At 61.6% G+C, this 21306-nt stretch carries 17 protein-coding genes and 3 pseudogenes; 14 read left to right on the top strand and 6 right to left on the bottom strand.

The annotated features are described in order from the left end of the window. Positions 1-59 precede the first annotated feature (59 nt). Complete coding sequence (locus QYH69_RS20080) at positions 60-1436, top strand: MFS transporter (RefSeq protein ID WP_308833552.1); 1377 nt, start codon at positions 60-62, stop codon at positions 1434-1436. A gap of 6 nt (positions 1437-1442) precedes the next feature. On the opposite strand, the gene QYH69_RS20075 is transcribed toward QYH69_RS20080, so the two are convergent. Beyond that, positions 1443-2351 (bottom strand): LysR family transcriptional regulator, encoded by a 909-nt coding sequence (locus QYH69_RS20075; protein ID WP_308833551.1) that lies wholly within the window; start codon positions 2349-2351, stop codon positions 1443-1445. 186 nt (positions 2352-2537) lie between these two features. Further along, positions 2538-4046, bottom strand: coding sequence for a multicopper oxidase family protein (locus QYH69_RS20070; RefSeq protein WP_308833550.1), 1509 nt, complete (start codon positions 4044-4046; stop codon positions 2538-2540). 499 nt (positions 4047-4545) lie between these two features. Here QYH69_RS20070 and QYH69_RS20065 point away from each other — a divergent pair, with 499 nt between their 5' ends. Continuing rightward, entirely contained in the window at positions 4546-4761 is a 216-nt protein-coding gene (locus tag QYH69_RS20065) for a hypothetical protein (protein WP_308833549.1), read from the top strand. Positions 4762-4839: 78 nt separating this feature from the next. Here QYH69_RS20065 and QYH69_RS20060 read toward each other — a convergent pair whose 3' ends face one another. Continuing rightward, positions 4840-5031 carry a hypothetical protein gene (locus QYH69_RS20060; RefSeq protein ID WP_308833548.1) on the bottom strand — a complete coding sequence of 64 codons (192 nt, stop codon included), beginning with the start codon at positions 5029-5031 and terminating at the stop codon, positions 4840-4842. Between the two features lie 119 nt (positions 5032-5150). Here QYH69_RS20060 and QYH69_RS20055 point away from each other — a divergent pair, with 119 nt between their 5' ends. Further along, positions 5151-5579, top strand: a complete 429-nt coding sequence (locus QYH69_RS20055; RefSeq protein WP_308833547.1) for a CopG family transcriptional regulator — start codon at positions 5151-5153, stop codon at positions 5577-5579. Between the two features lie 47 nt (positions 5580-5626). Beyond that, complete coding sequence (locus QYH69_RS20050) at positions 5627-6724, top strand: PHB depolymerase family esterase (RefSeq protein WP_308833546.1); 1098 nt, start codon at positions 5627-5629, stop codon at positions 6722-6724. Positions 6725-7391: 667 nt separating this feature from the next. Here QYH69_RS20050 and oxlT read toward each other — a convergent pair. Beyond that, positions 7392-8675, bottom strand: a complete 1284-nt coding sequence (gene oxlT, locus QYH69_RS20045; protein ID WP_308833545.1) for an oxalate/formate MFS antiporter — start codon at positions 8673-8675, stop codon at positions 7392-7394. A gap of 357 nt (positions 8676-9032) precedes the next feature. Here oxlT and QYH69_RS20040 point away from each other — a divergent pair, with 357 nt between their 5' ends. The 3 genes and pseudogenes from QYH69_RS20040 to QYH69_RS20030 all read left to right on the top strand — a co-directional run. Next, entirely contained in the window at positions 9033-10043 is a 1011-nt protein-coding gene (locus QYH69_RS20040) for an alpha/beta fold hydrolase (protein ID WP_308833544.1), read from the top strand. Between the two features lie 727 nt (positions 10044-10770). Beyond that, a complete protein-coding gene (locus tag QYH69_RS20035) occupies positions 10771-12171 on the top strand; it encodes a GDSL-type esterase/lipase family protein (protein ID WP_308833543.1) in 1401 nt (466 codons plus the stop codon). Positions 12172-12199: 28 nt separating this feature from the next. Continuing rightward, a pseudogene (locus tag QYH69_RS20030) lies at positions 12200-12286 on the top strand (integrase); the annotation flags it as partial. A gap of 216 nt (positions 12287-12502) precedes the next feature. On the opposite strand, the gene QYH69_RS20025 reads toward QYH69_RS20030, so the two are convergent. Further along, positions 12503-13222, bottom strand: a complete 720-nt coding sequence (locus QYH69_RS20025; RefSeq protein WP_308833542.1) for an SDR family NAD(P)-dependent oxidoreductase — start codon at positions 13220-13222, stop codon at positions 12503-12505. A 131-nt stretch (positions 13223-13353) separates the two neighbouring features. Here QYH69_RS20025 and QYH69_RS20020 point away from each other — a divergent pair, with 131 nt between their 5' ends. After that, complete coding sequence (locus QYH69_RS20020) at positions 13354-14322, top strand: LysR family transcriptional regulator (protein WP_308833541.1); 969 nt, start codon at positions 13354-13356, stop codon at positions 14320-14322. Positions 14323-14776: 454 nt separating this feature from the next. Here the strand turns inward: QYH69_RS20020 and QYH69_RS20015 are convergent, their stop codons facing one another. After that, positions 14777-15490, bottom strand: a complete 714-nt coding sequence (locus QYH69_RS20015) for a YSC84-related protein (RefSeq protein ID WP_308833540.1) — start codon at positions 15488-15490, stop codon at positions 14777-14779. Between the two features lie 1001 nt (positions 15491-16491). Between QYH69_RS20015 and clcA the strand changes: the two genes are divergently transcribed. The 6 genes and pseudogenes from clcA to QYH69_RS19985 all read left to right on the top strand — a co-directional run bounded on the left by clcA (position 16492) and on the right by QYH69_RS19985 (position 21052). Continuing rightward, a complete protein-coding gene (gene clcA, locus QYH69_RS20010) occupies positions 16492-17805 on the top strand; it encodes a H(+)/Cl(-) exchange transporter ClcA (protein WP_308833539.1) in 1314 nt (437 codons plus the stop codon). Positions 17806-17814: 9 nt separating this feature from the next. Then, a pseudogene (locus tag QYH69_RS20005) lies at positions 17815-17988 on the top strand (integrase); the annotation flags it as partial. 222 nt (positions 17989-18210) lie between these two features. Beyond that, on the top strand, positions 18211-18912 hold the full coding sequence (locus QYH69_RS20000) for a M15 family metallopeptidase (RefSeq protein ID WP_308833538.1): 702 nt from the start codon (positions 18211-18213) through the stop codon (positions 18910-18912). 212 nt (positions 18913-19124) lie between these two features. Continuing rightward, positions 19125-19265 (top strand): annotated as a pseudogene (locus QYH69_RS19995) (phosphinothricin acetyltransferase); the annotation flags it as partial. 182 nt (positions 19266-19447) lie between these two features. Continuing rightward, on the top strand, positions 19448-20176 hold the full coding sequence (locus QYH69_RS19990) for a hypothetical protein (protein ID WP_308833537.1): 729 nt from the start codon (positions 19448-19450) through the stop codon (positions 20174-20176). A gap of 15 nt (positions 20177-20191) precedes the next feature. Continuing rightward, a complete protein-coding gene (locus QYH69_RS19985) occupies positions 20192-21052 on the top strand; it encodes a serine hydrolase domain-containing protein (RefSeq protein ID WP_308833536.1) in 861 nt (286 codons plus the stop codon). The last annotated feature ends 254 nt before the right edge of the window (positions 21053-21306 follow it).

The following is a 21306-nucleotide window of genomic DNA, read 5'->3' as shown; positions in this document are numbered from 1 at the left end:
CAACCTGGACAAGAGCGCGCGTCCAACAAAGCGTGCCTGTGACACACAAGGAGATGCAAATGTCTGTAGCAGCGCAAGACGGGGCCACCGTGCTTCCGGCTAATCAGCGGCAGATCATGGGAGCGGTGATGGCGTCGTGCATGGGCTGGGCGCTCGATCTGTTCGACCTGTTCGTGTTGTTGTATGTCGCGCCGATCGTCGGGCGCCTGTTCTTTCCGTCCGAGCACGCGATGCTTTCGCTCGCTGCGGTCTACGCGTCGTTTGCGGTGACGCTGTTGATGCGGCCGCTCGGCTCTGCGCTCTTCGGTTCTTACGCTGACCGTCACGGCCGCAAGGGCGCGATGATCGTCGCGGTCGTCGGCGTCGGCGTGTCGACGGCGGCCTTCGGCGTGCTGCCGACGGTCGCGCAGGCGGGCGTCGCCGCGCCGGTGTTGTTCTTGTTGCTGCGTCTCGTGCAAGGCGTGTTCGTCGGCGGCGTGGTCGCGTCCACGCATACGATTGGCACCGAATCGGTCGCGCCGAAGTATCGCGGCGCGGTGTCGGGGCTGATCGGCGGCGGCGGCGCGGGACTCGGCGCGCTGCTGGCATCGCTCACATATCTGGCGATGTCCTCGCTCTTTCCCGGCGATGCATTCGACGAGTGGGGCTGGCGCTGCATGTTCTTCACGGGCATCTTGAGTTCGCTGCTCGGCCTCTTCGTGTTCAACAGTCTCGAAGAATCGCCGCTCTGGAAGAAGCTCGCCGCCGACAAGGCTGCGAAGGCCGCCGCGCAGATGAAAAGCGCGACCGTCGAAGTGGCGCGCTCGCCGATCCGCACGCTTTTCTCGCGTGAGTATCGCGGCGTGCTGTTCGTCAATCTGCTGCTGACCATCGGCGGCGGCAGCGGCTACTACCTCACGTCGGGCTATCTGCCGACGTTCCTCAAGGTTGTGAGTCATGCGCCGAACGGCGCGGCCGCTGCGATCCTGATGATCTGCAGCGTGGGCGTGGTGATCGCGTCAGTCGCGGCGGGGCACGTCAGCACGTTCATCGGCCGCAAGGGCGCGTTCATCTGGATCGGCGTCATCCGGCTCGTGGCGCTGCCTGGCCTGTTCCTGCTGCTGCCGACAGCGCAAAGCATCACGATGGTCGGCGTCTATGCGGTGCTCCTTTCCGCGCTCGGCAGCGCCGGCTATGCGCCCGTGCTGATCTTCCTGAATGAACGCTTCCCGACCGCGATCCGCGCGACGGGCACGGGCCTTTCGTGGAATGTCGGCTTTGCGATCGGCGGAATGATGCCGACATTCGTCTCGTTCGTCGCGAAGGATGCGGGCCAGTTGCCGTCGACGCTCGCGATCTTCGTCGGCGCGATCAGCGTGATCTTTCTGGTCGGCGCGTTCGTGGTGCCGGAGACGCTCGGCAAGCTCGACAACGGCTCGGCGCGCAATCCTTCCTGATCGCGCTCATTCGGGCGATCCTGCGGTCACGCGCCGGATCTCCTCGGTGATGATCGCGATCAGCGCCTGGGCGGCCGGCCCAATCGGCCGCTTCGGATGCGTGACCTGAATGATGTGGCGCACGATCGGCGGCGACGCGATCGTGCGTGCACGCAAGCGCCCTTCGTCCACTTTCGCTTGCACAACGACGCGCGGCAGGATTGTGGCGACACTGCTCTGCTCGACGAACTGCACGATGGTGCTAAGCAGATCGATCTCGAACTTCGGCTTGATGACAATGTCAGCCGCCATCAGCGCGGCATCGAGCGCGCCTCGCAGGCCGTTGCGGCGCGTGGGCAACACGAATTCGATGCCCGACTGCTGCGCGAGATCGATCTCGTCGGGCAGCTTTGGGCCATGCACCACGCTCGTCACCAGCACCATTTCCTCGACGAGCAAAGGCTCTACGTGAAGCGTCAGCCGCCCGCGCGGCTTGTTGATGATGGCGGCATCGAGCCGGCCAGATTCGACAGCGTCGATCAGTTGCGCGCTGAAGCCATCGGCGACGGAGACTTCGACTTGCGGGAAAAGCGCATCGAATCGGGCGAGCGATTCGGGCAATACGCTCTGCGCCTCCGACGACACCATGCCCAGCGACACGCGGCCCGTCACGATGACGTCGCGACGACTCAGGTGCTCCCGTGCGTGATTGATGTCGCGCATGATCGGCGTGTAAAGGCGGTACATCAACCGTGCGGCTTCGGTCGGCGCCATGCCGTGCGGTCCACGCTCGAAGAGCTTCTGCCGAATCTCCGTTTCGAGCTTGGCGATCTGCATGCTGAGCGCCGGCTGCGCGATGCTAAGCCGTCTGGCGGCGCGCGTGACGGTGCCTTCTTCGAAAAGCGCGATGAAGTACTGGATCTGCTTCAGTTCCATGGGGCAGGGGGATACGGGGCGGGGCAGACGAAGATGGTACCGCGCGCCGGTTTTCATGAGGCAGGCGTCGTAGCGCTAACCCACGGTATCGAGTCGCTGATTGCAGCCGAGCATCCATCCGGGTCGGCCGAGACGATCGCGCCGAGGACCTCAGCGACACCGGCAAGTGCGCAGATCGTTGCACCGTCACATGTCTGACATCGCAGGCCCATCGGGTCCGGTTGGTCCGCGTCCGTCCACCACCTCGACAATCCCCATCATCCCCTTGTCCTCGTGATTGACCGAATGGCAGTGATACACGAAACGGCCGACGATCACCGGGTCGGTAAACGGTATTACCACCTTGAGTGAACCCGGCCCAAGATCGGTCGCGGGCGGAGTTGAATATGTGTCGTGCAAACTGTCCCTGCTCTGCGCGACGCCATTGACCTCCGTGACGAGAAAGGCAGTCTGGTGGATATGAAAGCTGTGGAATTGCTGGTCGGTGTTGACGATGGTCCACTCTTCGGTGTCACCCAGCCGGACAGTCTGGTCGACGCGATTCTCGTCCATTGTGCGGCCATCGATCATGAACATCTTCCGGTCCGGCGTCCGCGAATAGTCGAGCGTCCGGCGGCGCGCGATCGCCGCGCCGCGCACATCGTCGATCCACCTGGGCCCACGAACCTGCTGACCGAGCAGGTGGTCTTCGATAGGCGAATACTGCACTGCCGGGCCTGAAGACACGACCGTCATCAACTGCTGGGCGGGCTCGGGCGGCACCCATGCTTCGTTCTGGAACGAGATGGTGCGCATCGCGTACTCGCCCGCCGGTGGGCCGACGAAGATGATGTCGTATCGCTGTCCCGGGCCCATGAAAAACTCGGTGATTCGCCGTGGTCTTGACAGAACGTGTCCGTCGGTGGCGACGACGTAAAAGGGCAGACCGTCAAGGGCAAACTTCATGAACAGCGTCGCACCAATGTGCGCGATGCGCCAGTATTGAAGCTCTCCGGCCCGGATCGAAACGACCGGATTGATCTGGCCATTGATCGAAACGACCTCGCGTCCTTCATGCTCGACATGCTTGATGAAAAGGAGACGCTCTGGCATCCCTTTCAGGACCGGGAAGCGCTCGTCCATCCCCTCCACAACAAGTCCGCCAGACATGCCGCCGAGTATCTGGGGTGTCACCACACCGTGCGCATGCGGGTGATACCAGAACATTCCCGGCCCCTGCCGGTCATTCGCGGGAATATTCACCTGATAGTCAAAGCTGCCGCCCGGTGGCACGTGAACGAAGACGTTGTCACTATGGCCCCGCGGCGACACGCTCATTCCATGAAAATGGAGGTTGCTTGGTTCGTCCGGAAGGCGATTATTGAATCTGATCTTCAACGTGTCGTCCAACCTGACGCGAAGTACGGGCGGGATGTATTCGCCGTTGTACATTCGCCCCGGAAATGAGAACGAGCCAAGTCGCACTTCACCTTTCGCAGCGGTAAGGGTCGTCTCGAGCGTGCCGTTTTTACTACGTATTTGCGGCGGCTCGATCAGCGTGTCGCCAGGCCGCGGTTGCGCCTCGACGGACGAACTCAATACCGCGCTACCTGCTACCACTTCGGCGGCGGTGATATTTAAGACGCCTGGAAGCAGTGCAGCTTTGCCCGTTCGCCCGAGGAGTGCAAGAAAGTTCCGGCGCTGCCGGTTCAGCAAATCCCTGTCCACAGATTTCAACCCTCAACGCAATTGAAAAAAACCGCCATCGTTTGCACTGCGCCGGTCAGTGACAGCCGTGTGCGGAGTTTTGTCAATTGTTGTCGGCTTAGGTTCAGGCCCGAGCAGTGGCGGTGCGTAATTTGCACCGTCAATGCGCGTCGGTTTCCGAACAGACACGCGACCGATGCCGACCGGGATCGGCCGTTGATACCGCGTAGTTCGATGTCACGGAAGGGTCGGCGGCTGCCCGTCGCAGACGGCAGAGTGCGGCCATCTTCGGACGATCGTCCGCACTCGTCAGCGGACCTGCGAACGGCAGCTTCCCGCCGAACAGGGGGTGAATTATCTGCTCGTGACACTCGCGCCCCGCCAGCGCTGGAATTACGAGCCGCCCACCGGACACACTGTCGGCTGGCTCGCTCTGTCCAGAGGAAGCCTGTCGGGCCCTGCTTCTGCGTCGAATGGCGAGCTGCTGGTGTTTTGAGACGATGGCGGCGTGATCGCTCTCGAGGGTGGTCCCGAGGGCGCGACGTTCGTGCTCGGCTCGGCCATCCCGCATCCGCACGACCTGCATCTTGGTTACTACTCGGTGCACGCGACGGCCGAGGGGCTGGCGACAGGCGAACGCAATATTCAACGACTTCGCGAAAAGCTCTTCGCGCTTGGCGACCGCCAGCGGAAATCCGGATCCACGCCGATCTACCACGGTTGATGCCATCCGAGTCATTGCATCAGGCGGCACCAACGTTTATCTGAACCCATCCCCAAACAGTTGGAGATATAAAACGTGTCAACCATCGGAATCATCGGTGCCGGCTACATCGGCGGCGCCATCGGCCTGCGTCTTGGCGCGAAGGCATCGCCGCGACGAAGGGAAGCCGCGGCGCATGTCGGCATCGGCGTCGGTTTCTGATGCCAGTAATCGCGTGCCGCTCATATCGTCGGACGCAACGGCTTCGATGCTGGGAGTGATCGCCGGCATGCACCTGCGTCGCGCGCCCAACCGGCCAATCTGCGGGATGTTAGCCCGCAGCGAAAATATGTTGCATTGTCGCTAAAACCATCCTATAACCATCCACATGGATGGCATACGGATGGATGATGAGAAAAGCTGCGAATCCCCCCGAGACTCCTCGCGCCAAGGGCGGAGAGTCCGAAAAAATCACGATCAACCTTGTCCCGGTCGACCTTGGTCAGATCGATCTTCTCGTTGAAGAAGGCTTCTATTCGAACCGCACCGACCTGATCCGGACGGCCATCCGCAATCAGCTCGCGCTACACGCTCAGGTCGTTCAGGAGACGGTCACACGCCGCGCGCTCGTGCTCGGCATGCAGCATTTTTCCAGACAGGACCTTGAGGCAGTCCGCGCGGCGCGCGAGCGCCTCGACATCCAGGTGCTCGGGCTGGCCAGCATTGCGGCTGACGTCTCACCGGAACTTGCGCGCGCAACGATCGGAAGTGTGGCGGTGCTGGGGGCATTTCATGCGACGCCTGCCGTCAAGGCGGCGCTCGCCGACCGTATCCGGTAACCACACGCCGCCCAACCCGGCATCTACTCCGCTCACAGGACCACACCATGAAACTGAATGAAGGATTCCTGAACTCGATACACGAAGCGATGGCCTTGTTGCGTACACGCGGCCCCGCCGAAGCGACGGCGGCAATACAACGAGCGTTGCGTGGCGAAGGCACGCGGGCGGCGAACGACACGTCGGATGTGACGGTATCCAGTCCCGTGGACGCCCCGCGTTACCGGACGAATAGGTACGACGTCCCGCCGCGTGCGACGGAACGGGTACGCACAGATGTCGAAGATCGCGGGCATTTCAGCACGCACTCGTATTCAAATGCTGCTGGCCGTCGGCAATATCGGCTCTATGTGCCCGCAGGGACCGCGAGCACACCGATGCCGCTCGTTGTAATGCTGCACGGCTGTACGCAGGACGCCGATGACTTCGCCGCCGGTACCGGGATGAATGCGCTCGCCGAGCGCCACCGGTTTCTTGTTGCGTATCCGGTGCAGCCGAAGCAGGCCAACCCGTCAAAATGCTGGAACTGGTTCAGGCCGGGTGATCAGTCGCGCGAACGCGGCGAGCCGTCCCTGATCGCGGGCATCACGCGCGAGATCATTGCCATGCATAATGTCGACCCCGCGCGCGCGTACGTGGCGGGCCTGTCCGCAGGCGGCGCGATGGCGGCAGTCATGATCAGCGAGTATCCCGAGTTGTACGCCGCGGCTGGCATCCATTCCGGTCTCGCTGCGCATTGTGCGCATAACTTGCCGTCTGCGCTCGCCGCGATGAAAGGCGGCATGCATCCCGCGGAGGCACAACGCGTGCAATGCCGTTCACTTGCGCCGCAACGGCCGATGATCGTTTTTCATGGTGATGCCGACGCCACGGTTCACGTGTCGAATGCCGCCCGGATCGTGCGCGGTTTCGAAAAACAACGCGATGGGGTCAACGAAGAGCGTCGTAGCGGGAAGGGCCGACGTGACTGCACGGTCGAGCGGCTGGTTTCCCGCGCCGGCGTCGATGCCGAGCTATGGACCATTCACGGCGCACCGCACGCATGGGCGGGCGGCAGTGCGCGCGGCAGTTATACGGACGCAAGCGGGCCGGACGCGAGTGGCGAAATGCTACGCTTCTTTCTTGAGCATCCGCGACAACCGTAGTGCAGGCCAGCGCGATGTCGTGACGGTGCACACTGTCCGATCTCGTTTTACGGTCGTCTTGCCGGGCACGATGCGGGGCATGGAGTCTTCGGTCGGCCACGAGGAGACGTTCGCTACTATTGCAGAAACGTCCGCTTCTACGCGTACAACGGCCGTCGCAAGCCTGTCGTCGATCATAGCGACGGCTTGAATACCATGAGCCAGTACGATCGGCATTGCCGCGAAGGCCGGATAGCCTGAACACTTACCGCTATGCGACCGATATACCTGGACTCACCATCATCTCGAACATCCGGTTGCCTAACGGGGACGCGCTATCCGCCGCACTTGGCGATCTCCCGTTTGTGGGGTGTGAAGCGGCCCGCGGTCTACCCGAATGTCATCCGATGGATGGGTTGCACAGTGCCTGGTGTGTGAGAAGTGGACCGGCAGAACGCGCCAACGCGACACGTTGGCTCGCTTCCTTCGGCGGCACCGACACTGCGCACCGCATAGTCATCACCGAACCGATATGTGTTGAACCGGAGCAACGTGAAGAGATGCCCGCGAAAGCTCGGGGCAACGCGGGATGGTATGACTGCGTTTCGACCACATGAATCGGTAGAGCCCCTCCGACCGCGCACGCAGCCCTCGAGGTTGCTTGCATCACTGCTGCACGCGCCGGCGCTCAGTGTGCCCGTTGCCGCGCAAACCACGCGCGGCGCAGCGGCAGCAGCACCGCGATCGCCAGCAGCGCCGTGCAGGTATCGAGCGCGATCGCCGTGCCGAATACCGCATGCCAACCGCCGGTGCGCTGATGCAGCAGCGCCGCCACCGGACCGCCGAGAATCGAGCCGACGCCTTGCGCATAAGACAGGCACGCGTAGTTGACGATCGCATGCCGGCCGCCGAAGGTATCGGTCAGCGTCGAAGGAAACAGCGAGAAGATCTCGCCCCAACCGAGAAATACCACGCCCGACAGCAGCACGAACAACAGCGGGTCGTGCCGCAGCGCCAGCCATAATGCCATGGCCGCCGCTTCCATGCCGAATGCGATGCACATGGTCGGCTCGCGGCCGATGCGATCGGAAATCCATCCGAATAGCGGCCGCGTCACCCCGTTGGCCACGCGATCGATGGTCAGCGCAAGCGGCAGCGCCGCAAGTCCGAATACGCTCAGGTCGGCGAGGCCGAAGTCGCGCGTGAACACGGCCATTTGCGACGTGACCATCAGGCCGGAGGTCGACATCATCGACATCATCGCAAACAGCAGCCAGAAGATCGGCGTGCGCAGCATCGCCCCGGTGCGCGTGTCGCGCGCCGCATGCGCGGCCACCGGCGGCCGCCAGTCCGCCATGTAGCCGGACGGCGGCAAGCGCATGCCGAGCCCCGCGGCGATGCCGACCACCGCCAGCAACACGCCGAAGCCGGCCAGCGTGTGCTGATAGCCGTACTTCGCGAGGCTTGCCGCGATCGGCCACGTAGTCAGCATCGAGCCCATGCCGAAGCCGGCCATCACCACACCGATCGCGAGGCCGCGCTTGTCCGGAAACCAGCGCGCCATCAGGCCGATGGTGCCGACCACGATAATGCCCACGCCGAGGCCGCCGATCACGCCATAAGCCAGATACACCTGCGTCAGCGACGACGCGCTGCTGGTCAGTATCCAGCTGAGCCCGGTCAACGCGCCACCCGCCGCCAGCAGCCAGCGCGCGCCGAAGCGTTCGATCAGATAGCCCTCGAGCGGCGACAGGAAGGTCTGGCACACGATCAGGATCGAGAACGTCACCTGTAGCGCGGGCAACGACACGCCCAGCCGCTGCATTAGCGGATGCGTAAGCAGGGTCCAGATGTACTGCGGATTCGACGCGACCATCGCGCACACCACGCCGCACGCGAGCTGGCACCAGCGGTTGTGAAAGGAAAACGCAAACTGCGTTCGGACGGCGGTATCGACAGGCTGCGTGCTCATGGGCAAGGACGGGCGGCAATATTGAAGGGCCCACGCCCGCGCAATGTCTATGCCATGATGCGGATGCGCGCAGCAGCGGCCGTGAGGCGCCAAGACGGCGCAGCAGAAAGCGCAGTCCGGATCTGCAACAGGCGCACGGCAAGCCCACGCAGATGACGCCTCGCATGAACCGCAAGCGAGCCGCAAGCCGATGGCAAGCAGATGGAAAGCCGGACGGCGAGCCGGAGCGCAGGCAGCACCGCAAGCGCCCCGCGCGCACGCCGCGCGTGCGTGCGCGCGCCGGCGTGGTGCCGCACCGCCGCCATTGCCTTGAGCGTTGCCTTCGATTACCGACCTCACTCACCTACGCCGAAAGCCATGCAAGACTATTCGATATTCAACGCGGGCCACGTGGTGCTGCAGTCCGGCATCACGTTCAGGGACGCGCAACTCGCCTACAAGACGTACGGCCGGCTCGACGCCGCGAAGTCGAACGTGATCCTGTACATGACGTCGTTCTCCGCGCATCACTACGACGTCGACTGGCTGATCGGCCCCGGCAAGGCGCTCGATACCGAGCGCTATTTTGTGATCGTGCCGAATCTGTTCGGCAATGGGCTGTCGTCGTCGCCGAGCAATGCGGTCGAGCCGTTCAACGGCACGCGCTGGCCGAACTTCACGATTGCCGACAACGTCGCGGTGCAGCGCCGGCTGCTCGCCGAGCTCGGTATCGATACGCTGCAGCTCGCGTGCGGCTGGTCGATGGGCGGCATCCAGGCGTATCACTGGGCCGCGCTCTATCCGGCGATGGTGAAGCGGCTCGCCGTGCTATGCGGTGCGGCGAAGACATCGCCGCACAACCTCGTGTTCCTCGAAGGCGTTCGCGCGACGCTGACCGCCGATGCCGCTTTCCAGAACGGCACCTTCGTCGCGCGCCCCGAACGGGGACTGCGCGCGATGGGCCGCAGCTATGCGGCGATGGCGATGTCGCAGACGTTCTATCGTGAGGAGCTGTGGCGCCGCGCCGGTTTTTCTTCGCTGGAAGACTATCTGGTGATGAGCTGGGAGGCCAACTTCCTGCGCCGCGATGCGAACAATCTGCTCGCGCACCTGTGGACCTGGCAGCATGCGAACATCGCCGCCAACGACGTCTATCGCGGCGACTTCCACGCCGCGTTGCAGGCGATCACCGCCAACGCGCTGATCATGCCGAGCGAGACTGATCTGTATTTTCAGGTGGAAGACAACCGTCTCGAAGTCGAGCAGATGCGCAATGCGCGGCTGCTGCCAATTCCTTCGGTATGGGGCCATCGCGCGGGCCTGCCGACCGCCAACGTCGAGGATGCTGCGTTCATTACCGAGGCGGTCACGCAGTTGCTTGCGCAATAAACGAAGCGCCGCTCAGCGGCTTGCGGGCAGCGCGCTTTGCCGCGTGTGCTCGCTAAACGCGCGCCCCGCTTCAGGCGCGCCGATACATGAACGAGCTTCGCACGGTCGACGCCGACGCCGTGACCGCCGCCGCTTCCTCGTAGCTCGGCCCTTCCACTTCCGCCAGCAGCAGCGATGCGCGCTCGGGCGGCGCCAGCCGTAGACCGCATTGAAACTGTCAACGTTGCGAGATCAAATGTATCAACCCGCATGCTAGCTCGCATCGGTAAAACGCAGAAACTTGCGCCGCATGGGTTTCGCGGATTCGAAATAATAATGTCAACGAGCGGGCACATGGTACCGATTTTTCCGGTGCGCATCGGGGAGTAGTCGGCCACAAGCGGTCATTTGACCGGAAGCAGGGCAGCGTTGGACCTGTTTGCAGGCCAAAAATGGCTGGTTTTTGGCGAAACCAGTTTGGCTTCAGTCACTCGTACCAGGGCTGAGCATCCGGCATCCCCTGCTGGCCGGAATCAGCCCCGAAGATCATCTGCATGCCATGGAATAGCCGGCAATGCGAGACGAAATCCTGTACTTCTGTTCGCATTGCGCTCCGAAACGCCAGGCGTTGCTCACTACAATCGTTGCCGTTTTGCGACTTCGTTTCGCAAAACGGTACACAAAACAACCAGGCACACGCTACGAAGGAAACTTAAACACCACGGCGACACTCTCCCCCGGAGTCATCATGCGACAACCGATCGCGACGTATGGACGCAAATCTTCGCTGTTTCAAGGTAAAAGCTGGTTGATATCGGCCCTGTTGATCAGCGGCCTGCTCAGTGCATGCGGAGGAGACTCCGATCCCCAGTCGGGTGCAACCAGCGTGCTGGCCGCACCTTCACCTCAATCAAGCGCGGCCTCGACAACCCGTTGGGCAACCACATGGGCAGCTGCGATGCTGCAGAACGGCCTGCAGAATTTCGATTCCGATACGACGCGAACGCGCATCCATACCAGCGCGGGCGGTACCGGCGTACGTATCAGGCTCTCAAATGTTTTCGGCTCGCAGACGATGATCGTCGATTCGGCAAACGTGGCACTGCCCGATACGACCAAAGCGGGCGATCCCACGGCGATTAACACCGCAACGCTTCATCAGGTGACGTTCAACAATGGAGAGACCTTCGCTGAAGTCGCGCCAGGGGAAGAATTGCTAAGCGACCCGGTCGCGATGAATGTGCCGAAGCTATCCGACCTGGACGTGACGATGCACTTCAACGGCTTGACGCAGTATGCAGACGGCCATTCCGATAGCGTGACGCCGCTGCCGGGGCTTTATGTAGTCAGAGGCCAGAATGTCGCGACGAACCCATCGTTTTCGAATCTTTCGTTCGAGACGTTCAACGGCGTTTTCAGTTTGAGCGAAGTCGAAGTGCAGGTGCCGGCAGCGACGCGGGTCGTCATTGCGATGAGCGAGTCGATTACGGACGGCCGTGGCGCCGGCGATATCGAGCACACGTGGCCAGCTGTGATGGCGGGTCTCGCGAATGCGGGCAATAGCACGGTCGCGGTCGGCAACGCCGGTATCGGCGGCAATTCGTTGTTCAATACGACGATCGGCGGTCCGGGGTGCTGCGGGGTGGATCTGCTCGACCGGTTTCAGCGAGACGTGCTGTCGCGCAACCCCACCGACATCGTGATTCTCGCAGGCGACAACGACCTCGGCGGCCACTCGGCGGAAGACATCATCGCGCGCTACCAGATTCTGATCGAAGAAGCGCATGCACAGCACATCAAGGTGTATGGTGGCCTCAACACGCCGATCGGCGATATCGTCGGGTCTGACGGCCAGCCTGTTTCCACGGGCTTTTATACGCCGGCCAACGAGGCAGAGCGACAGCAGTTGAACGCGTGGATTCAGGCGCCCGGTCACTACGACGGCGTGATCGATTTCTCAACGGTAGTCGGCAATCCGTCTGTGACGCCATTAGGTATCGCAACTGCCTGTTACGATCCGGAAAGCCCGATTCATATGAACAGTCAGGGGTACACGTCAATGGGAACGCTGGCCTACGACGTGCTGTTCGGCGAGACCGCGAAGCCGGCGGCGCCGTGCAATTCGCTGCCATTTCCGCCGGCAATCTGAACTGGGGTAGGTGGCCAGGCGTCCCCAATTGGGGCGCAGCAAGCTGGAAAGCACTGTCCGCTATCTCGGCATCGAGGTCGACGATGCACTCGAGATGGCGGAACAAACCGAGGTTTGCTTGCGGTGGCTGGCGAGCGGTTGCTCCCGGCCAGTTGCAGGCCAGTCAACGCAACGGTCCGACTGTCCGGTTTGGGCTACCGTGCAGTCTTTGGGATAACTATGCACTTTGCAGAAAATCGATCAAAAACGGACCGCGGCTTTTCGGCTGTACGGCTCGCCGGCGGTGGTCCGCTCGACGAGGGTTTAGCTGCGTATTTCCGGGGTCTCCCGGTTACCACCGGACGGTTCGGCCACGGTAATCGAGGTATTCCAGACCGGGACGGCCCTGCTTGGCCAGTAGCGCGTTCACAACCCCGGGAACGCTCTCGTCGATCGACAGTCGCCCCTCCGGTCCACCCAGGTCGGTGCGCACCCACCCTGGCGCCATTAGCAGCAGGGCACGGGTCGTTCGTACCTGACGCGCAGCAAAGCAGCGCATGAACTGATTCAGTGCCGCCTTGCTGCCACGATAGACCTCTCGCTGGCCGGACTCGTTGTCGGCAATGCTGCCCTGCCCGGACGACATGACCCCGATGAGGCCCGTGGGCGAAACAAGATCGGACAGGCGTTCCACCACCCGCATCGGGCTGAGTGCATTGGCGATCATGAGATTCGCGAAATCCTCGGTCGAGACCTCGCCAATGGTCTGGGTCGGATCCGGATTGGTCGTGCCGGCGTTGACGAACAGAATGTCGAACGTCCGGCTGGACAATCGCTCGTACAGGGACTGGATCTCATCGCGGCGGGTGATGTCCAGCGTCTCGATCTCGACCCGGTCTGGATGCGCGTCGGCCAGGGCGTGCAGCAGGGTCCGTCCGCTGCGGGCGCGGACGGTGCCCATGACGTTCCACCCATTCTTCAAGAATTCGGCCGCGATCGCGTGGCCAAGACCACGCGAGGCGCCGATGATCAGGATGGTGGGAGTGTGAGCGAGGTTTGGCGCTTCGGGCATGAGCTTTCCTTCTTCGTCGGCGTGATGTCATGAATTCTCCGGGCTGCTCCAGCTTTGCACCAGACGCCTCATCTGCAATCCATGATTGCGCCAAACGCCATACCCGGCTGGCTTTCCGCTATGCTGGAGGAATGCCACGCATCGACCTCAATCTGCTTACGGCCCTGGATGCGCTGCTGACCGAACGCAGCATCACAGGAGCGGCCCGACGCCTGAATCTCAGTGTCTCCGCCATGAGCCGCACGCTGATGCGCCTGCGCGCGGCCACGGGCGACCGCCTGCTGCTACAGGCTGGCCGCGCGCTGGTCCTCACGCCTTACGCGGAGCAGTTGAGCCAGCGCCTCCCCGCTCTGATCCGCGAAGCGCAGGCGTTACTGAGCCCTGCAGAGCACCGGTTCGAAGCGGCTACCCTTGAGCAAAGCTTCACGCTGCGAGCGGGCGAGGGTTTCGTCGATCTGCTTGGCGCGGCCCTCATGGACCGGATCCACCGTGCAGCGCCCGGCGTGCAGCTTCGCTTCACGTCCAAGCCGGACTGGAATGCCCAGCCACTTCGGGAAGGTGCGATCGATCTTGAGATCGGCACCGTCAGGACCTCGGCCCCGGAGATACGTACGCGCCTGCTATTCCGCGATCGCTACGTGGGGGTTGGCCGCCTTGGCCACACTCTCCTGAGCGGCACCGGCACCGATATCCGCGTTGAGGATTGGGCTGCGTGCGCCCACGTGGTGGCCTCGCGCACCGGGGAGGCGCTCAGTCCGGTGGACGTGGCCCTGGAAGCACTGGGCCTGCAGCGAAGGGTACTGATGGTTGTGCCGTCCTATACCAGTGCCATGCAGGTAGCCCATCGCTCGGACTTGCTCGCTGTCATCCCGCGGTCCTGCCTCGGCAACCGGTTCACGCCCGATCATGCCGCAGCCAACGGGCTCCAGTGGTTCGAATTGCCTGTGCTCACGCCCGCTTTCAACGTCTCGGCGATCTGGCATCCGCGTCTGGACCAGGATCCGGCCCATCGCTGGCTTCGCGCCGAGGTGCTAGCGGTGTGCGTGGAGGCCTATCAGAGAGATGCGAACGTGGAAGACTCGCTGAAATCCACTCGCTAGTTCGGCCGTACGCGCGAAGGCTGTGTCCGGGTCTGTGATGCGCGGCCGCTTTCCCGCGATTGGCGATTGAAGGTCTGCACTTGCCAGGACATCTGGCTCGGCGAACGACGTTGATTCGCTCTGGAACGCGCATTTGGCAATCCACGGAAACTCCGCAATGGGTTGACTTCGGCCGACTGTATGGGGCATTGGTCGGCCAGATCGAGACGTTTGTCACGTAGCCACCGACGTCCGCTGTTCAGTGTGCAGTGGTCATCCTCCCGCTCCGCGCTATTTGCGTCTGCCTGCTCGTTTAATGCACTGACGACCCCTGACATGGGTCGGCACAGACATAAGGGTATGAGCCGAACCCGTTTGTCTTATGGTCCAGTATTTAACGCCACCGAGCTCAAGGACTGCAGCGCGATCGCGCTCGCAATGGCCGCATGGGCCCGGCGCCGGACTCATCAATTCGTCATTGAGAGATACGACTGATCTTTGTTCCCCGCAGCGCCGTCCCAGCCATCAAGCCGCGTTGGTCGAAGACCATGGCATAAACGTCGGATTTTGCGGTTTCTGTATTGAAGTTTTTTGCCGCGCCTTCATCAACGACGACGACCGTTGGACCCATCCCGATCTCGAAGTTGTCACTTGTTTTCAAGTTATTAAGTGCTGCATCAGTCATGAACAGCATTGCGTACGCATACCGCTGCACCCCCGCCTGAAAGCCATAGGACAACGAGGTCGTGGCGTAATAGCCCGAGACCCTTCCATCTTCGATAAGCTCTCCGGTTCCATGCGTCACGCCACCGAGAAAGCCTGCGCGCACGACATTGGGGAATATGAGAACACCTTTGGCTTTATGTGCAAGATCGTCCATCTTCGGATGATTAGACACCAACGCATAAACGGCCGCTCGTGAATCCGCATCCAGAACCTTCTCGGCAGTAGTCAGTTGCTGCTTGGGCGGTGGGGCGACTGCCAGGGGTTGCGCCGGCCGCGATGGTTGGACAGCCTGGACCGATGAAGTAGCCGGCATTGCTTGTGCCGTATTGGTCGCTGTACTCGAGGGCGCTGTGCCCGTTGTTGCACCTGGCGCCGCGCCGGCATTCATCGAACCGTCGGTCTTGCACGCCGAAAGGGCCGCCAAGCCAGAAATGACCGCAATCACAGATGCCTGTTTCAACATGACGCGCTCCTTTTAATTAACGACTAACCAACGCAGATCAACTATTTTCGACACGTGCTTGCAAAGATAGTCTAGTACGACATCTCTCAGCGTCCAGTGCCGTTTACGTCTGACTGTGCGGCCACGAAGATTGCCGTGTTTGTTCGATATCGCGATTTCTCGCCGCCCGAGCGGCGACAAGAAAAGACTTCAAGGATGCTAACTAAATTAAGAAAACAGCTAGCGAATTAAGTTGCGCATGTCGCGGGGGCGGCCGTAACCGAGCGCGGCTTCTTAAGGCAGAGGTTTAACCCAACATATAGACTCCAAAGACCACTACCGGCAAGGGTTCCGTTTTCATACCATGATGAAAGACGATCAGGCGCTCTTTCCGTTACGACGCGCTCTGTGGTTCACGGCAATGCCGGCGTTGCGCGTGGTCGGTGCGGTGATGGCTCAGCGACATCCGGTTTCCGACGAGGGTGTTACGGGACCGCATTCGACGCACGTGAACTCGGGGTCCTGCAAACCGCAGCCTCCGTTTCGCCCGCGCTGCTCATCACGCTCGTGTTGTGGTTGTGCATTGTTTTCGGCGCCTTTGGCTTGATTACGCCTCCGAATTCAACTGTCGTCATAGCGTTGCTCCTAGGTTCGTTGTCCGCATCGACCGTGACTTTCCTGATCCTTGAAATGTATCGGCCACTGGACGGACTGGTCTCGGTTTCTTACTCTTCAATGTCCGACGCGTATGCCGTTCCCGGGCACTGACTGAAAGCCGCTCGCCGTGACGTCGGCATCATGGTCTGAAGCCGCACGGCGGCGCCGCCGGAGTGGGTTGGGGCCGAACGCTCAGGAGTCTCTGCGATGGTGGGCGCAATGGAAGCGGCACGCGCACGCGGTGCGAACAGCGAAGTTCAACACATTGTGCAAGGCATGGAATTGGGCTGCGCATGGAGTATTGCGCTCGATGCAAAAACCGGTGGGTTCCGGATGACGCCCGGCAGTGGAGCGGCAGGGCCGACATGGTGACGACAACCGATGCCGGCGAGCAACGTCGCGGAATGATCGCGCTAGCCATTTCATCTCTCGTCGTGGGAGCGGCGGCCGGGTTGTTGGGCGTGATGTTTCGACTCGCACTGGAACGCGCGGACACATGGCGCGGCCGGTTCATCTCGTATGCGCACGACGAGTCGGTCGTCGGCTTTATCGCTCTGGCGTTGGCGGTGTCGACGTTGACAGCGTTCTCTGCCTGGCTCGTGAAGCGGTTTTCGCCGGAAGCAAGCGGTAGTGGTATCCCTCACGTGGAGGCCGTGCTTAGGGGCGACCAGCGTCCCGCCACTCTCGTGCTGCTACCGGTCAAATTCGTCGGAGGCGTGATTGCCATTGGTGCCGGGCTTGCATTGGGCCGCGAAGGACCCATCGTGCAGATGGGCGCATCACTCGCCCACCTGATTGGGAAGCTGTTTCGCCGCAACGCGCGCGACTGCCTGGTCCTGGTTGCAGCGGGGGCCGGTGCGGGGCTCGCGACGGCCTTCAATGCACCGATTGCCGGCGCGGTTTTCGTGCTGGAGGAGCTGATGCGCCGTTTCGAGACACGCACGGCTGTGGCCGCGCTGGGTGCATCTGCCGGAGCCATTGTCGTCGCGCGGCTCATGCATGGCGACGCACCTGACTTCGCGTTCGCTGGTCACGGTGTGCCGGGCTTTCCCCTTCTGCCGGCGCACCTCGTGCTCGGCGCGGCCCTTGGACTCCTGGGCGTCGCCTATTGTCATGCAATACTTTTCGCGCTAGCCGTATCGGATCGCCTCGCGCATTGGCCAGTCGAAGCGCGCGCTGCGCTAATCGGCGCACTTGTCGGCGTGCTTGGCTGGTTCGCGCCGGACCTGGTGGGAGGGGGCGACGGCCTGACGCAGCGCGCAATCGACGGCTCGGGGATCCTCTCGGGCATCGTATATGTTTTGCTGGTCCGCGCCGTGCTGGGCGCCGTGTCGTATGCGGCTGGGACGCCCGGTGGCCTGTTCGCGCCGATGCTTGTCCTTGGCGCGCAGACGGGTCTTGCATTTGGCCTGCTATGGCATTCCGTTGTCGACAAGACTGCCGATCCAGCCGACTTCGCGGTTGTGGGAATGGCTGCTTTTTTTGCGGCGGTGGTGCGGGCACCTGTTACCGGCATTGTGCTCGTGATGGAAATGACCGCGAGTTTTGCGCTGCTTCTGCCAATGCTGACAGCTTGTTTCAGCGCGATGATAGTCCCCATCGCATTGGGCTGCCTACCTATCTACGATGCACTTGGCGAGCGTTTGCCGAGAAATCGCGTGGACCCGCAAACCAGATGACGCATCGTCATGGAGACGCAGGATTGCCTCACCGGTCGTTGTGTGCCTTGGAACGAGGGCAAGCTCACCCGACAGAAGCCACCTTTAAAGCCGCCCGAGATCCGGGCCATTCGCACCGGCCTGCAGATGTCATCGAACAGCCGCGAACTGGCGATGTTCAACCTGGCGATCGGCAGCAAGCTCTCCGGGTATGCGACTGAGTTTGAGTGAGTGGTGGCCGGACAGTAGGCATCTGGGAGGCTCTCGGCGTGCTCGAAGAGCCCGCGACAGGTTCTCTGCTAGCCGGTTTTATTGACCTCTGTTATAAGTCTGTCGCTCGCAGGCGGTAGTCTCGCAAACGTAGCGAATGACCTCAATAATGCGTCCGGCATCACAACCAGAATGAGCGCATCGATATCCCCCACAATGAATTGGCTCAGCCTTTCCGATGCGCGCGTGAGTGCGATGGTGACCGCGGAATGTGGTGAACGGCTCGTCGCAATCGCTGGCCTGCATCCGCGGCTGCGCATCGACGATTCCGCCGCGAATATCGCTTGCCTTGGCTATCAGCCAAAATTCACGGTACGGGAGACGGTTGCCTGTCGACTTGTCGAGGCTGTTTCGAACTTGCCATCGGATTATTGTCTTCTGGTGAAGGAAGCGCTGCGACCAGCCGCCCTGCAGAGATTTTATTTTGAGCGGCGGTTGCGCAAGGTCCTGGTCAGCAATCCGGGTCTGGCCGAGTCCGACGCAATCGAACTTACTTCGCGGTTCGTTGCACCGCCATCGGTCGCAGGGCATCCTGGCGGTGGAGCAATAGACATCACCCTGTGTGATCGCAATGGGTGTGAGCTTGACCTTGGCTGCGCCTACGATGCCGATGAGGTGGCGTCGGGCGGCGCCTGTTTTTCACAGTTCGAGAATCTGAATGCACACGCTCGACAACACCGCTCGTTGATGTTCGCTGCTCTGGAAGATGCAGGCTTCGTCAATTACCCGTTCGAATGGTGGCATTGGTCATACGGCGACAAGTATTGGGCGGTAGTGAAGCAGGAAGCTCACGCGCTATATGGTCCGATTGAATCGCTGGAAATCGCTGGCCTCCATCCGAAAAATCCAAGGCTGTAAAAAGGGAAGCACCTTGCCATGCCGGATATCGTTGCCGTTGTACCCGCGGATTTCAGGCGTTGGACTGAACATTTAGATCGCCTGTTCGCCGAGTCCGGCCGCGAAGGGCGACCGCTATTTTCGCCATACGAGCAAGTGAAGAGCGTTTCATCGCCCGAACGACAAAGCCAGTTTGAAAGCGGTCTTGCTTTGCCAGTCGGGAAGCCCGGGTGGACCATGCGTCAATAGCGTTGGTACGCCGATTAGGATTTCAGAAGGAAGGCTTCTCGCCGCGCTACTTGCGCATCAATGGCGAATGGCAAGGTCACGAGCGATGGGCCGTGCTTGCCGATATGCTCAAGGCCGACCGATAGGTTGGCCACCTCAAGCGTGAATTCCCTGCATCGAGGAATCTACTGTGCCCGCAGACACACCGTTCCGGCCCGGATCCTATGAAGGTTTCCTTGGATCCTCGCGTGTGGTCTTGCACCTTGCGTGGACTGCCGGCGACCTTCCGCTGCTAACGATCGACAGCCCAAATCAGGGCGGATTCGGAATGGAATGCACGGACGTGACGATCGCAGGGCGCTCCCTGAGTTTCGCAGTACCCGCCGTCAAGGGATCCTGGTCAGGTGCTCTCGAAGAAGACGATTTGACGCTCGCGGGAACATGGACACAGGGTCGCGAGATAGCGCTCAAGCTCGTGCGTGACACATTTATTGCGGCGGTGACGCCTTCTCCCATCGATGGCATATGGCTAGGCCATCTTTCTGTGGACGAGCATGCGTATCGCATTCAACTGATCGTCAAAAGCGATCAGGCCGGGCGGCAGGTGGCTTCCCTTGACAGCATTGACCAGCGAGCGACGGGCTTGGCTTGCACGCAAGTATCGTTTTGCGGCGACCGCTTCAGCTTCGAGGTCCCGTCAGTCAACGGCCGCTGGGCGGGCACGCTCTCCGCGGATTTAAACCGGCTGACTGGACGATGGACGCAACTTGTCGACCGGCCTCTCGATTTCGAACGTCAGACACAGATTGCTCGCGTGACACCTCTGCCGCCACCGCGCATGTTACCTGCGTTGCCACCTGTTGCAGTCGCAGACCTTGGTTCACAGCTTTCACGCGACCTCGAAGCGATATCTACAGATGGCTGGCTGTCGAAGGGAAACTCGGGCGGCGTAGTAATCGGCGTGGTACAGGGCGGCGAGCGGGCGATTGCTTCCTTTGGTGCCGCGAGTGCCGCATCGATCTTTGAAGTCGGCTCGTTATCCAAGACATTCACGTGACTGCTACTCGCGCAAATGGTTGCACAAGGGCAAGCTTGCCTGGATGAGCCGGTGAGAGAACTCTCGCCGAGCGCGATCGTGCACGAGCAGGCAAAACGGGAAATCTCGCTGCTCGATCTGTCGACTCACCATTCAGGTTTGCCGCGCCTACCATCCAACATGCGACCAGCCGACCCTGAAAATCCATATGCAGATTTCGACGCCGAAAAGCTGCTTGAATTCGTCGTTACCTATGGGACAGGCAAACCTGAGAAGCCGAAATTCAGCTACAGCAACCTCGGCGTGGGCCTGCTCGGTTTTGCCCTCGCAAATCGGGGCGGCAAGCCATTCGTCGAGTTGCTGCGCGAGCAGGTGCTGGATCCGTTAGGCATGAGTGACACCACCGTCGCATTGACATCTGAACAGCAAATGCGCTTCATTCAAGGTCACAAGACAAATGGCCGTCCCGCGCATCCTTGGGACCTCAACTCGCTGGTGGCGGCAGGTGGACTGCGGGCATCGGTGTCTGACGTCCTTCGTTATCTTGAGGCCCTCAATGATCCGCAGAGTGTACGGGACGCGACGGGACCCGGTAGGTACACGTTGAGCCAGGCGCTTGAAGACGTGCAAAAGCCTCGCGTGAAAGTCGACGCTGCCTTGACGATGTGTCTTGGCTGGTTCTACCGGCCGGAAGATCAGACTCATTGGCACACGGGCGGCACCGGCGGCTTCACGAGCTACGCTGCATTCAGCCGACCACGCAAGCGCGCTATCGTCGTGCTGGTGAATAGCGCAGGCGGCGACACAGGCTCGCCCGCGGAGGTGATCGGCCGTTATATCGGCGAGCGATTGGATGGCAGGAAAGCGATCTGGCCGGGTACTGCGGTTTGCACGTGAGACACTCAGCAGACCGCCAATAAGCGAACGACTGCTTCCGCGCAAAGCGGACGTTCCAACGAACGAGCGGATTGTCTTCAACGGGTCGACACTTGCCGGATGACCCCGGATCGACGACGGCCCCCTTTCGTCGGTTCGTGGGTTCGGCCAAAAGCCGACGGGCGCACAACACCGAAAGCCCCCGTTCCTCTGACCCGTTTGGTCGGTGGATTCAATCGTTGGATGCAATACGTCGGGCAAGCCGTTCGGCTGGC

It is taken from the genome of Paraburkholderia sp. SARCC-3016, assembly GCF_031119615.1.
Taxonomy (GTDB): domain Bacteria; phylum Pseudomonadota; class Gammaproteobacteria; order Burkholderiales; family Burkholderiaceae; genus Paraburkholderia.
Note: the sequence above shows the minus strand (reverse complement) of the source record. Positions and strands in the feature narration are given on the sequence as shown.

What these genes read in the sequence shown, in the direction of transcription:
- QYH69_RS20055 (WP_308833547.1), top strand. Translation starts at nt 5,151, where the DNA reads ATGAGAAAAGCTGCGAATCCCCCCGAGACTCCTCGCGCCAAGGGCGGA.
- QYH69_RS20020 (WP_308833541.1), top strand. Translation starts at nt 13,354, where the DNA reads ATGCCACGCATCGACCTCAATCTGCTTACGGCCCTGGATGCGCTGCTG.
- QYH69_RS20080 (WP_308833552.1), top strand. Translation starts at nt 60, where the DNA reads ATGTCTGTAGCAGCGCAAGACGGGGCCACCGTGCTTCCGGCTAATCAG.
- QYH69_RS20025 (WP_308833542.1), bottom strand. Translation starts at nt 13,222, where the DNA reads ATGCCCGAAGCGCCAAACCTCGCTCACACTCCCACCATCCTGATCATC.
- QYH69_RS20035 (WP_308833543.1), top strand. Translation starts at nt 10,771, where the DNA reads ATGCGACAACCGATCGCGACGTATGGACGCAAATCTTCGCTGTTTCAA.
- QYH69_RS20000 (WP_308833538.1), top strand. Translation starts at nt 18,211, where the DNA reads ATGAATTGGCTCAGCCTTTCCGATGCGCGCGTGAGTGCGATGGTGACC.
- QYH69_RS20040 (WP_308833544.1), top strand. Translation starts at nt 9,033, where the DNA reads ATGCAAGACTATTCGATATTCAACGCGGGCCACGTGGTGCTGCAGTCC.
- oxlT (WP_308833545.1), bottom strand. Translation starts at nt 8,675, where the DNA reads ATGAGCACGCAGCCTGTCGATACCGCCGTCCGAACGCAGTTTGCGTTT.
- QYH69_RS20015 (WP_308833540.1), bottom strand. Translation starts at nt 15,490, where the DNA reads ATGTTGAAACAGGCATCTGTGATTGCGGTCATTTCTGGCTTGGCGGCC.
- QYH69_RS20060 (WP_308833548.1), bottom strand. Translation starts at nt 5,031, where the DNA reads ATGCCGGCGATCACTCCCAGCATCGAAGCCGTTGCGTCCGACGATATG.
- QYH69_RS19990 (WP_308833537.1), top strand. Translation starts at nt 19,448, where the DNA reads ATGGAATGCACGGACGTGACGATCGCAGGGCGCTCCCTGAGTTTCGCA.
- QYH69_RS20075 (WP_308833551.1), bottom strand. Translation starts at nt 2,351, where the DNA reads ATGGAACTGAAGCAGATCCAGTACTTCATCGCGCTTTTCGAAGAAGGC.
- clcA (WP_308833539.1), top strand. Translation starts at nt 16,492, where the DNA reads ATGGTGACGACAACCGATGCCGGCGAGCAACGTCGCGGAATGATCGCG.
- QYH69_RS19985 (WP_308833536.1), top strand. Translation starts at nt 20,192, where the DNA reads ATGGTTGCACAAGGGCAAGCTTGCCTGGATGAGCCGGTGAGAGAACTC.
- QYH69_RS20050 (WP_308833546.1), top strand. Translation starts at nt 5,627, where the DNA reads ATGAAACTGAATGAAGGATTCCTGAACTCGATACACGAAGCGATGGCC.